This window comes from Lacrimispora sp. BS-2, assembly GCF_040207125.1.
Taxonomy (GTDB): Bacteria; Bacillota; Clostridia; order Lachnospirales; family Lachnospiraceae; genus Lacrimispora.
Window position 1 is genome coordinate 718,662 of sequence record NZ_CP157940.1, and the last position, 12,450, is coordinate 731,111.

Sequence of the window (12,450 nt, forward strand, 5' to 3'; positions counted from 1 at the left end):
GGACACTATGAATACAATCTTAAAGGTTCAAAACCTTCAGAAATATTACGGTAACAAAGGGAATGTTACAAAGGCTGTTGACAATATCAGCTTTACTGTTACGGAAGGGGAGTATATCGGGATCATGGGGGCGTCGGGAAGCGGAAAAACCACCATTCTTAATTGCGTTTCCACCATTGATGATGCGACTTCCGGTCATATTTATATTGACGGAACGGATGTGACTGAGATGAAAGCGGAAGCCTTGTCAAAGTTCAGACGTGAAAAGCTTGGCTTTATTTTTCAGGACTTTAATCTTCTGGACACCTTAACTGCCCATGAAAACATTGCCCTGGCCCTGGCAATAATGAAAGCTCCGGCAGGAGATATGGATGAGCGGATCCACCAGGCTGCCTCCCTTTTAAACATCACAGAGGTATTGCATAAATATCCGTATCAGATGTCAGGAGGCCAAAAGCAGCGTGTAGCCGCAGCAAGAGCCATCATTACCAATCCAAGCCTGATTCTTGCTGATGAACCTACCGGGGCCTTGGACTCCAGGTCAGCTAAGATGCTTTTGGAAAGCTTTAAAAATCTTAATGAACAGATCAATGCCGCTATTTTGATGGTGACCCATGATGCTTTTACCGCCAGCTATTGCAAACGCATTTTGTTCATCAAAGACGGCAGGCTGTTTAATGAGCTGATCCGGGGAAAGGAATCGCGCAAGGAATTTTTTGACCGGATTATGGAGGTTATGGCCCTTCTTGGAGGTGATTTAAGTGCTGAGTAAGCTTGTTTTTAAAAATGTCGGAAAAAGCATGCAGGATTACACGGTATATTTTTTTACTCTTGTATTTGGCGTTTCTATTTTTTATATGTTTAACTCCATCTATGCACAGCAGGAGATTATGGTAGTGACGGAAATAGTGACCGATTCCATGGTTGCACTTAGAAAGATATTATCCGTCATTTCCGTATTCGTTGCAGTAATCCTGGGTTTTTTGATCGTGTATGCAAATAGTTTTTTCATCAGGCGCCGTAAAAAGGAAATGGGTATTTACATGACCCTGGGCATGAGCAAAAGTAAAATATCTTCCATTTTTGTATTTGAAACATTTCTCATGGGACTCCTTGCTTTAATTGCCGGCCTGGTAATTGGTGTTTTCGGCTCCCAGTTTATGTCTGTGTTTACTGCTAAAATATTTGAGGCGGATATGACCGCCTATAAATTCATATTTTCACCAGATGCAGCGGTAAAAAGCACCCTTTACTTCGCAGTTATTTTTTTAACGGTAATTATTTTCAATACAATTGCAGTAAGCAAGTATAAACTGATTGACTTAATTTATGGCGGACGAAAAAATGAAAGCTTTAAAATCAGAAGTACCAGAGTATCTGTGCTGGTTTTCCTGGTATCCATTGTTTTCTTAGGAACCGCATATGTACTGGTTTTGAAAAATGGAATTATCAATATTAACCGTATTTTCCTTTGCTCTATCATTTTAGGAACGGTTGGTTCGTTACTGTTTTTCTTTTCTCTTTCGGGAATCCTTACAAAGCTGGTACAATCAAATAAGAAGCTGTATTATAAAGACCTGACCATGTTTGTGACCCGTCAGCTTACCAGTAAGATCAACACAAATTTCATATCCATATCCGTGGTCAGCATTGTATTGCTTTTGGTAATCGGTATTTTTTCAACCGGTTACAGCATGAAAAATATTCTGTCGGCAGATTTAAAAAATACTGCGCCTTATGATGTCAGCTTTTATGGCAGCAATGAGGAAGGGAATCATGGGACCATATATGAAAGCCTGCCTTGGGAAATAAAAGATATTGATGCAATTAGCCATGAATATAGTATTTACCGCGGTGACCTTCGTTTCAGGGATCTTCCGGTAGATTTTTCTTCCCTGTCCTTTGATATGGGCAAGCGTGCTCTTAATTTTGTTACGTTTTCTGATTATCAGAAGTTTTTAGAAATGCAGGGAAAGGAAAAAAACGATCTTCCTGGAAATGAGTATTTCATCATTGCTTCCGGTGACATTTACCAGCATATTGCACAGGAATTTCTTGATAAAAATGTAACAATTACTCTTGGAGATAAAACTCTCCAGCCAAAGGGGGAAGTACAAAACATAAAGCTTTCCAACAGTGATTCCGGTATCACATTTGTTGTAAACGATGCGTTCTCTGAAATCCTTGAAAAGTCTGAGGAGCAAGTGCTTAACATGACATGCAAAACAGGGGAAGGATCAAAGGAACTTCAGGAAAAGCTAAATCAATATAGTAACAGCGAGGATTATCAGGAAAAAGGCTTTTGGTACTATTCAAGCAGGGAAGAAATCTACGCCTCATCCATTGCCATGAAAGCCATTATATCCTTTTTAGCCATTTATCTTGGCATTGTGTTTATGGTTGCCTGCGCGGCAATTCTTGCAATCCAGCAGCTTGCCCAGGCAGCGGATAATAAGGAACGTTATGCATTGTTAAGGAAGCTGGGGGCTGAAAAGAAAATGCTGGACAGAGCATTGTTTGTACAAATACTAAGTTACTTTTTACTGCCTCTTATGCTTGGCATAGCTCATTCCATTGTTGGGCTTACGGCTGTAAATGATTTAATGAAGGGCTTCGAACATGTGAATGTGATGGACAGCGTCCTTATTCCGGCAATATTTGTCCTTGTCATCTATGGCGTTTATTTTGGATTGACTTATATCGGGTGTAAACATATTTTAAGAAGGGATCATTATTAAATGTGTTTTTCCTTTGATAAACATGGACTTTTTATATTGCCTGGAATATCAACTGCATGTCCCATGTAGTCTGCAATGCTGCTATTTCCGCAGTCTGTGCAGTGATTTATCTGTAAAACATTGTTTTTCTTTACGAAACATAATACTGGTACTATAATTCTTCTATAGTATAAATTAAGTAAGGAGAAAAGATGAAGAAAGAATTGCCCTATTTTAGAGTCGGAGATTCCTTTGGCGGAAATCAGGATTGGTTCCGGGACCCAATGATGCATCTGGGAGGCTGTGGGGCTGCGGCAGCATGCGATGCCTGCATCAATATGGCACTCCATGACAATAAAGCCCATCTGTATCCCTATGATATACAAAGACTTGATAAAGAAGATTATATAAATTTTTCCAAGCAAATGAAGCCCTATCTAAAGCCCCGCTTTAAGGGAATCAATACGCTGGAATTGTTTATGGACGGGTTTAATAAATATTTAAAAGATGTGGCTGATCAGGATATACAGCTGACAGGCTGCCCGGGAAAGGTTCCTGCAAAGGAAGCAGCCATGGAGATCATAAACCGGATTGACAAGGGAGTCCCAATCCCTTTCTTGCTGCTGCGGCATAAAAATGTTAATTTTAAGGATCTGGTCTGGCATTGGTTCATGCTTGTGGGGTATGAGTAATTCGAAGATGAATTTTATGTAAAAATTGCAACCTATGGAGGATTTCGCTGGCTCTCTTTTTATGAGCTTTGGGAGACTGGTTTTGAGCACAAAGGTGGAATGGTACTGATAAAGGCTTCATGCCGGCAGTTTTGACCGGCATGATACTGCCTGATCAATGCACATGGAATGCTGTGCCCTGCCTTCGGATGCTTCCAATAAAATGCACATTTTTTATATCCCTGAAACATAACAAAGACCTGTTTTTTGTTGAAATATAGGAAAGGATGGTTACTTTTGATAGGAAATAAAATAATAGGACAACATGAATACAATATCCGTTTATTGACGGGAAAGGATGAGTCTGAAGTACAAGATTTTTGCGAAAGATGTTCGGATTTCTTTGAATTAACGGAAGGCAGGCCTCCTGAAAAAGATGCAGGAAACAGCATTTTGTTTGATTTGCCGCCGGGTAAAACACCAAAGGATAAGTATGATTTTGGAGTTTATAATAAGAATGGTGTTTTAATTGCGGTAATTGATATAGTTAAAGATTATAAAGCAGCCGGGGAATGGATCATAGGTTTACTTATGCTGGACCCAAATGTAAGAGAAAGCGGTTTGGGAAGAAGATTGCATGATTTTATAAAAGACTGGGTTTTAGAAGAACATGGCAGAGCGTTACGGATTGGGGTGGTAGAAGAGAACCACAGAGGATATAAGTTTTGGTGTAAGATGGGATATATTGAAGTAAACAGGGTAAAAATGACCTATGGAAATAAAGAACAAACGGTAAAAGTTATGATTCTGTTTCTTAAGTGACAACTTAATCGTTCGATGGAGCAGGGAAAGGTTGTGCTGCAAAACAAACTCACCCTGGTTTTGCAGCATGACCTCTGCCAATTCATAATTTTATGAAAACTGGCTATGAAACGAATTTGCCAGCTGATTAGCGGCTTCCTTACCGGTATACAATGCCCCCTGCATCCAGCCATGCTTTGTGGACAGGTGTTCACCGGCAAAGTAGATCCTTTGATTGAATTCAGGTTTCAGCATTTCATAGGCAAATAATTTTTTCTGACCTGGAAGCGTAGCGGCAAAAGCGCCCCGGTTATAGGGCTGATTATCCCACACCACTGTCTTATGGTCTTCTACAATGGAATCTAAGAATCCCCTTGGCACTCCGTGAACTTCTTCCACATTTTCCTTTATAAGTTCATACCGGAGTGATTCTTCCATGTTCCCCACTCTTGTTGCATTTAAATGATAATTATAGGAAGCTGCCAGCACCCCGGGTTCATATGGCGAGCAGGAGGAAGCATCGGGGCAGAGAATATGATCTCCCGGATAGAAGATGGCCTGAATCGGCAGGTCTGTCTGGGAAAAGCCTCCCACCATTCGTCCGTAATCCGTATCCTGTTCCCAAAAACGTTTGTTACACATGAAAAGTGTTTTTTGTGAATTAATATAGTTGAACTCTAAAATGGCCTGCATCTTAGGGTTACTGAAAAATGGCTTGATTTCAACTTCCCTCAGGGTGGAGTAGGGAATCGTACATACAACGTAATCAAAAGCATCGGCAGTTCTCTTAAGACTCCTCACATTACGGTGTGCCAGGATTATTTGACTGCTGTTCAGTGGCTGATAAATGCCTGTAACCGTCTGGCCGGGACGATAAGTAACCGTGCCAAGCTGGGAAACCGGAATATCCTGATACTGGGGCGGATTGTCTGCCAGAAAGGATTGGAGAAAGGCATATGGCAGGTTTACGATTCCGCCTTCAATGGTATAGGTGTTGCGGTAATCAAGGGTGTATTCCTCTTGGGTGATTTCATCATAACTGATATTCAGCAGAGCACCGGTACCTGGACTGACCCCTGAAATCAGATTGATGGCTCCCTGGCTTAATCCCAGATTTTCTAAAGTCTGCCGGACCGTATAGTTTGTGAGAGCCAGATATTCCGGAGAATATTCCGGTAAAATCTGTATCAGCTCTGATCTGATATCAGGCGGGAGCTGCATCATCAGATACAAAAAGGCATAATCATCAAGCTCTGCCCAGGGAGTGCTTCTTTCCTGAGGAGTCAAGTCATATAAGGGATAAAGCATCTGCTGGATGGAGTCTGATGTTCTCAAACGGGTATTATGTACGTATAAAAAATTGTTGCGCTGCCTTACAGACAGAGGCAGGGTGTTAAGTCCAAACAAATTCATATAGTGCCAGGTTGTTTCATGAGTTACCGGAATTCTGTGAGCACCGAATTCATTGTAGTATTTTCCTTCCACATCAAAATAATAGGTATAAACTCTTCCTCCGATTCTATTGTCATTGGCTTCCAGAATTGTAATGTCGGCTCCCAGCTTACGAAGCTCGAATGCAGCGGATAAGCCGGCAAGACCTCCTCCCATGACGCCGATTCTTACTCCTTTCAGTTCTCCCGGCGCTGCATAGCTTGTGATATCCGAGGGAGGACTCAGTAAATTAACAATATATTCGTAATCTTCCGGCCGGCCAGCCGTTTTTAATGAATTTCTGATCATTTCGTGCCTTTGTTCATTCGTAGGGTTTACTACTTGATTTAATGGAACAGCCATTGATTATACCTCGTGATATCATTACAGTAGTAATATATTGGAAACCTTCCCTTAATATAACAAAATAGGGCGGCCATGAGCTGTAAGCCGGGGCAAAGATCATTGATTTTCTATTTGTAATTTTAATATTTATTGTGTAAATTAATAACAGAGGATAAATACCGGGGCTGTGATTCTAATGACGAATTGTAAAAAAGGGAGTAGAAGAGGTTAGGTTATGTCTAAAAACGATAATATGCTGGCAATTCTCTGGATGCTGAATTCAGGAGCAAAAATTACTGCAAAACAAATAGCGGAAAGGCTGGAGATCAATATACGGACTGTTTACCGTTATATTGACTCGCTTTGTGCCAGCGGAGTACCGATTGTATCCGATGCAGGTCAGAATGGCGGGTATAGCCTGCTCAATGATTTTATCAATGCGCCTTTATTTTTTGATGTTGAAGAACAAAAGGCAATTCTCCATGCCGCCGTATTTGCAAAAGAAGCGGGATACCCTTTCAATGAGGCATTAAGCAGGGCAACCGAAAAACTGAAAATGTATTCAAACCGGGAACAGGAAAGTATTCTCAAGCGGCATTTAACCGGTTTTGAAGTGATAAACCGTGATATCGATTCTTCTGTTAAGCTGAAATTGGTAGAATTGGAGAGGGCTGTGGCAAACGAGTATTCCGTGGAAATTGAATATCGTACAAGCCGTGAGGAAAAATCCAGGCAAAGGGTGATTGATCCTTACGGCATGATCTATTGGAACAATAAATGGTATACCATCGGATTTTGCCACTTAAGGAATGAAATCCGCAGCTTCCGGGCTGAACGGATTTTGCAGATAAAGGGGACGGAAATGACTTTTAAACGGCCGGAAGGCTTTTCCGCCAGGGAATTCTTTTTACGGAATCTTCTGCCTGACCTGGCGGATAAGGACAAGGCAGTTTCAGTCGTGATCAAGGGCAGGTCAGAGGCCCTGGACGATTTGTGCATTCACTGGTTTTTAGGCCATCATCTGAAAGAGAGGACTTCAAATCAGGCTGTTTTTTTATTTGATGACAGAGTAATGAATGGATATGTGCCATATTTTCTTTTATCCTATGGGAAGGCCATTCAGGTCATAGAACCTGAGAGCCTGAAAAAAAGACTGGCAGCCATTGCGTCGGAGCTAATGGAGTATTATCAAATTATACCTAAAATGGAATAAATCGGGGAGTGCAAACTGCAGGCAAAGTTAAATGATATCTTGCAGCAATGTTTATGAAGAGAATAATCGTTTGGGACCCACGCAATATGCCTGCATATGCAGAAATCGGCCATAACTGCATCAGAACAAAACACAAAGGAAATGGCTATGGAAAGCTGCAACTTGAGGAAGCAATAAACAGGATATGTAAAATAGGAGCAAAGAAAATCATTGTCACGACCAATGAAAGTCTGATTCCAGCACAGAAAAATTATGAAAGTTTGGGTTTTCAACTTATACGAAAAAGGATTAATCCTGATAATCCTGAAGTGGCAGGAGAATATATGGATTATGAATTTATGGCCTAGCTATGTATTAAGTTCTAATTTATCGGTGGGGTTACGCGCATTCGTTTTTTATTAGAAACAAAACAAAGACATAAGAAGGTTATATTATAAAAAAGAAAGCCGATATTGGTTTAGAGGTATATATATTATGGGATTATTTGATAGATTTAAACAGAAAAGGAATGCAAAACCGGATTTTTCAGAAATTGATTCTAATGAAAAAGCAATAGAATTAACAAACCAGGGAGTTTTACGGCCACTGTATTTAATGCCATTGCGTTTTAATGGAGAAGAATCTGCAAGAAACAGACTTTTTGTGCCGCCCGTTGTAGTAGAAATAAAAGATAGATACGACAATATGGTTGAAGATTTATTGAGACAACATAAGATAAATGGATATGCCTGTACCCCTGAATATAAAGGGAAAAGTTTTATTCCATCAAAGCTGACGATTGTAGCGGGAAAAGACGGAAATGATGTTTTCACAGAGAACATAAACATTTGGTAAACGATGGAGTTTTACAAGCCGGCAGGGATTAATTAATGAGCAATACTTACAAAAGAATATATAGGGGGATTTTATCATGACAGTTACAAACATTACATCAGGTTATTCAGCCAATTATGGTCAGGTGCAGAAGATCAATAGCGGAAATCAGGACAGCAGGCTGAAGTCCATTCAGGATCAAATTGATGAGGTGCAAAAGCAGCTACAAAGCCTGTCCAATAATGAAAAAATATCTGTGGAACAGAAAATGACCAGACAAAAGGAATTGCAGCAGCAGCTTCAGGATTTGAATAAACAGCTATCCCAAAGAAAAGTGGAAATTCAACAGGAAAAGCGGGAAAAGGCAACTGCTAAGGTTAATAAGCAGGAAACGGTTTCTCCCAATATGGATAAGCAGGATTTCCAGATGGTGGGAGCCGATTTCATGCAAAGCATGGTTCGTGCTGATACTTCAATAAAGCAGGCAAACGTAACTCAATCCGTGAAAAACGGTATGGAAGGCAGAGCCGGTGTATTGGAGAGAGAAATAATAACGGATCGAGGAAGAGGCTCTACAGAAAAAAAAGAGGCTGAACTTGCAAAGGTGAATGAACACATAAAAGATGCCTCTTATAATATGTTGAAGCGGGCTTCTGATATTAATACAACATTGGAAAAAACAAAAGAAAAGGAAACAAAGGCCGAAGAAAATGAACAGGGGACGGAAGAAGTAAATCATGGAGTTTTCATAGAGGAGGCAAATGGCGAAAAGCCGTTGGATAACACAAACTCAATGTATTTACAATCGTCTGAATATCAGGTGAAAGGCCAGTACATAGATGTAAGGCGTTGATGCTCAGGAGGATTTTATGGAGTTCAGACAACTGACAAATCGTGTTTTTTACAGCATATTTGATAAAGAGGCCGACAGGCCGGTTCTTGGATATATAAATGGACAAAAATATTCTTTCATGATAGACGCAGGCAATTCCCAAAAACATGTTGAATTATTTTATGAAGCTCTGTGTAAGGAAGGCTTAAAAAAACCAGGCATTACAGCAGTTACCCATTGGCATTGGGATCATACATTTGGTATGCATGCAGTGGAAGGGATCACGATTGCTCATAAAAACACAAATGTTAAATTAGAGGAAATGGCAAAGTGGGGATGGACGGATACTGAAATGAAAAAAAGACTGGAAGAAAAGGTTGAGATAGAATTTGCTGATACCTGTATCCGCAAAGAATATCCACAGCTTTCGGATATACGTGTGGTAACCTCCGATTTTTCATTTGGTGAATCCATGGAAATAGATCTGGGAGATGTAACTGCAGAGCTTCATTATGTGGAATCTCCCCATAGTGAGGATTGCGTATGTATATTGATTCCTCAGGAAAGAGTATTATTTATTGGAGATGCGGTCGGGGTGGATTATTACAATAACTGCTGCTTAGATAAAGAGAAACTTCGTTCCTTAATTACGTCGATGGAAGGATTTGATTTTGATATTTGCGTGATGGGACATGCTGAACCAATGAGTAAACAAAATATCCTTAATATCATGCATTCTCTTATGGACCGCCAGGAGAACCAATGATCATAGAACCCAGCATATGAACCGCATATGCTGGGTTTTTCATATCAAGGGAAATCCGGCCGGAAAATTTTTTGCTATGCTGGATTCTGCTTTCATGGTATATTTAAAGCGGGAAAGTAAAAAATAACAAGGATTAAAGTTGCATGATGCAGATAAAACAGGAGGTTTTTTATGATAGGTCATTATCTGATGTTTAACAGAAACTGTGATGAGGCAGTTAAAACTTATGAAAAAGCTTTTAACGGTAAAATTGTTGAGATGAGAAAATATAGTGACATGCCGCCAAATCCCGCCTTTCCTATTCCCGATGAAGATAAAAATCTGGTTCTCCATGCCCGTCTGCAGATTGACGGTATGGAAATCATGTGTGCCGACAGCTCTGAGAAAAGCACAAAAGGCGATAATATGTATGTTTCCATTACAACAAAGGATGGGGAGCTTGTGGAAAAAGCCTGGAATCTTCTAAAGCAAGATGGTGAAGTCTATATGGACCTTAGCCCGTCATTTTTTGCAGCACTCCACGGATCCTTGCGGGATAAATATGGCATTAACTGGATGTTTACGGCATTGAAGTAGAGGGCTTTGTTATGGAAAAACAGTCTTCTGAGGACATGAGATTCCCATCCCGGCTCACCGTGTTATCTGAGCCGATGAGGAGGTAAGAGTTTCTGGTGCAGTGCTTTTTAAAAAAATCAGGTTCGTCCTCAAAAGGGATGATTTTCATTTAAGGGAAATAGAATTTAATCTGCAATGGAGTTTATGGGGACTTGATGAGAAATTCATACTAATTTAATGTTAGATAAAGGAGATAATTATGAAGACGAGAATTAAGATATCAGCAATTTTTATATTAGCGGCCATGCTTATGGTTTTAGTTACCGGATGCAAGAAGTCAGAGGGAAGCGGCAAGGAGCCGGAGGCCCTGAAAGGAGATTTGACCTCAATCATTGAAACGATTTACGAAAAAGCAAAGGTTGATCTGAATGTGGAAAATACGGCCATTGATTTAACAAACAAGGACATGGTGAAATACAACATGGGCCTGGAGGATGCTTCTAAAGTAAAGGAAGCCGTTGTATCCGAGGCGCTTATCAGTTCACAGGCATATTCCCTGGTGCTCGTCCGTGTAAATGATGCTGCAGATGCGGAAGCTGTTGCAAAGGGAATGCGGGATGGAATTGATCAGAGAAAGTGGATTTGTGTCATGGCAGATGACCTTCAGATTGTTACCCACAATGATCTGGTAATGCTTGTTATGGTCGCTTCCACTATGAAGGATACCGTAACCTCCCAGCAGATTGTGGATGCCTTCAGGGAAATGTGCGGTACGGATTTTGGTTTAACATTAACAAAATAATATCAGTTAAAATAAAGCAGTGTGATTAACAGTGTGATCAGCCGCAGAAGAAGTATTGAAAGACAAAAGAAATTAGAAGGGCCGCCGGGTGAGAGCATGGTATTTTCAAGCATAACATTTTTATATTATTTTTTGCCTTTGGTCATAGGTGTGTACTTTGTATGCCCGAAGAAGATGAAAAACGGTGTGTTGCTTTTTTCTTCCCTCATATTTTACGGCTGGGGAGAGCCGGAATACATTATATGTATGGTCATATCCATACTGGTGAATTACATTCTTGGTTTGCTCATAGAGCGGTACTCCGGTTCGGTATGGGGAAGGAGATGGCTGATTGTTTCAGTGGTCTTTTCTCTGGGAATGCTGGGGTATTTTAAATATGCCGATTTTTTTATTGCAAACGTCAATTCCCTGACCGGATTTTCGGCCCCAATGTTAAAAGTTGTTCTTCCTATTGGCATCAGCTTTTATACTTTTCAAATTCTTAGCTATACCATAGATGTTTACCGTAAAGACACAAAAGCCCAGAAGAACCTGTTATCATTGGCTACCTATGTGGCATTTTTTCCTCAACTGATCGCAGGCCCCATTGTAAGATATACTGATATAGCACAGGCTCTTGATAAAAGGGAACACAGCCTTTTAAAAGTTCGCATAGGAATCCGCAGGTTTTTATTTGGAATTTCAAAAAAGGTCCTGATCGCAAATTCCCTTGGAGAATTGTGCAAAATCTTTGCAGATTCCCAGGAACGAAACGTTTTATTTTACTGGCTTTATGCAGGAGCCTTTACCTTACAGATTTATTTTGATTTTTCCGGATACAGTGATATGGCAATTGGCTTAGGCAAGGTGTTTGGCTTTGATTTTCAGGAAAATTTCAATTATCCGTTTATTTCCAAAAGTATTACTGAATTCTGGCGCAGGTGGCATATGTCTCTGGGAACCTGGTTTAGGGATTATCTGTATATTCCCTTAGGGGGAAACCGTGTTGGCAGAATGCGCTGGCTCTTTAATATCTTTCTGGTATGGATGCTGACCGGTTTATGGCACGGTGCCGCATGGAATTTTGTCATATGGGGATTGTTCTTTGCCTTTCTCCTGATGATTGAGAAGCTGTGGTCTGGCAGTTTCCTTAAGAAAATGCCGGATAGTATTTCTCACGTGTATGTCATGCTTCTTGTTATAATAAGCTTTGTCATATTTGACGCTCCTGATCTGAGTACATCAGCGGAACGGCTTCGTTCCATGTTCGGAATGAGCGGGCTGCCCCTGACAGGAATCCAGTCAGCCTATTACTTAAGAAGCTATTTTGTCATATTTGTCATAGCTATAACAGGAAGCACTGATTTGCCAAGAAGGGTCATAGGCCGTATTCGTGAAACGCCATTTGGAGGGATTTTCCTTACTGGGGCAGAGCCTTTGGTATGCGTGCTGCTGCTTTTGCTGACAACGGCATACTTGATCGATGCTTCTTTTAATCCATTTCTGTATTTTCGCTTTTAAGGAG

At 40.5% G+C, this 12,450-nt stretch carries 13 protein-coding genes; 12 read left to right on the top strand and 1 reads right to left on the bottom strand.

Annotated elements, in window-relative coordinates:
• Nucleotides 1-7 precede the first annotated feature (7 nt).
• The 4 genes from ABFV83_RS03520 to ABFV83_RS03535 all read left to right on the top strand — a co-directional run bounded on the left by ABFV83_RS03520 (nt 8) and on the right by ABFV83_RS03535 (nt 4,210).
• Entirely contained in the window at nt 8-772 is a 765-nt protein-coding gene (locus ABFV83_RS03520; RefSeq protein ID WP_349947558.1) for an ABC transporter ATP-binding protein, read from the top strand.
• Entirely contained in the window at nt 762-2,738 is a 1,977-nt protein-coding gene (locus ABFV83_RS03525) for an FtsX-like permease family protein (RefSeq protein ID WP_349947559.1), read from the top strand. The genes ABFV83_RS03520 and ABFV83_RS03525 overlap by 11 nt, the downstream gene beginning before the upstream one ends.
• A 191-nt stretch (nt 2,739-2,929) precedes the next feature.
• Nucleotides 2,930-3,409 carry a hypothetical protein gene (locus ABFV83_RS03530; protein ID WP_349947560.1) on the top strand — a complete coding sequence of 160 codons (480 nt, stop codon included), beginning with the start codon at nt 2,930-2,932 and terminating at the stop codon, nt 3,407-3,409.
• A gap of 276 nt (nt 3,410-3,685) precedes the next feature.
• The gene (locus tag ABFV83_RS03535) at nt 3,686-4,210 is read left to right on the top strand and encodes a GNAT family N-acetyltransferase (RefSeq protein ID WP_349947561.1); all 525 of its coding nucleotides are present in this window, start codon (nt 3,686-3,688) and stop codon (nt 4,208-4,210) included.
• Between the two features lie 90 nt (nt 4,211-4,300).
• On the opposite strand, the gene ABFV83_RS03540 is transcribed toward ABFV83_RS03535, so the two are convergent.
• Nucleotides 4,301-5,983, bottom strand: coding sequence for an FAD-dependent oxidoreductase (locus ABFV83_RS03540; protein ID WP_349947562.1), 1,683 nt, complete (start codon nt 5,981-5,983; stop codon nt 4,301-4,303).
• 217 nt (nt 5,984-6,200) lie between these two features.
• Here ABFV83_RS03540 and ABFV83_RS03545 point away from each other — a divergent pair, with 217 nt between their 5' ends.
• The 8 genes from ABFV83_RS03545 to ABFV83_RS03580 all read left to right on the top strand — a co-directional run bounded on the left by ABFV83_RS03545 (nt 6,201) and on the right by ABFV83_RS03580 (nt 12,446).
• The gene (locus tag ABFV83_RS03545; RefSeq protein ID WP_349947563.1) at nt 6,201-7,178 is read left to right on the top strand and encodes a YafY family protein; all 978 of its coding nucleotides are present in this window, start codon (nt 6,201-6,203) and stop codon (nt 7,176-7,178) included.
• A 47-nt stretch (nt 7,179-7,225) separates the two neighbouring features.
• Nucleotides 7,226-7,525 (top strand): GNAT family N-acetyltransferase, encoded by a 300-nt coding sequence (locus tag ABFV83_RS03550; RefSeq protein ID WP_349947564.1) that lies wholly within the window; start codon nt 7,226-7,228, stop codon nt 7,523-7,525.
• Nucleotides 7,526-7,652: 127 nt separating this feature from the next.
• Nucleotides 7,653-8,012 carry a hypothetical protein gene (locus tag ABFV83_RS03555; protein WP_349947565.1) on the top strand — a complete coding sequence of 120 codons (360 nt, stop codon included), beginning with the start codon at nt 7,653-7,655 and terminating at the stop codon, nt 8,010-8,012.
• A gap of 76 nt (nt 8,013-8,088) precedes the next feature.
• A complete protein-coding gene (locus ABFV83_RS03560) occupies nt 8,089-8,844 on the top strand; it encodes a FlxA-like family protein (RefSeq protein ID WP_349947566.1) in 756 nt (251 codons plus the stop codon).
• Nucleotides 8,845-8,860: 16 nt separating this feature from the next.
• Nucleotides 8,861-9,589 (top strand): MBL fold metallo-hydrolase, encoded by a 729-nt coding sequence (locus tag ABFV83_RS03565; protein WP_349947567.1) that lies wholly within the window; start codon nt 8,861-8,863, stop codon nt 9,587-9,589.
• Between the two features lie 171 nt (nt 9,590-9,760).
• Nucleotides 9,761-10,165 carry a VOC family protein gene (locus ABFV83_RS03570; protein WP_349947568.1) on the top strand — a complete coding sequence of 135 codons (405 nt, stop codon included), beginning with the start codon at nt 9,761-9,763 and terminating at the stop codon, nt 10,163-10,165.
• Nucleotides 10,166-10,403: 238 nt separating this feature from the next.
• Nucleotides 10,404-10,946, top strand: a complete 543-nt coding sequence (locus ABFV83_RS03575) for a hypothetical protein (protein ID WP_349947569.1) — start codon at nt 10,404-10,406, stop codon at nt 10,944-10,946.
• 174 nt (nt 10,947-11,120) lie between these two features.
• Nucleotides 11,121-12,446, top strand: coding sequence for an MBOAT family O-acyltransferase (locus tag ABFV83_RS03580; protein WP_349947570.1), 1,326 nt, complete (start codon nt 11,121-11,123; stop codon nt 12,444-12,446).
• Nucleotides 12,447-12,450 lie beyond the last annotated feature (4 nt).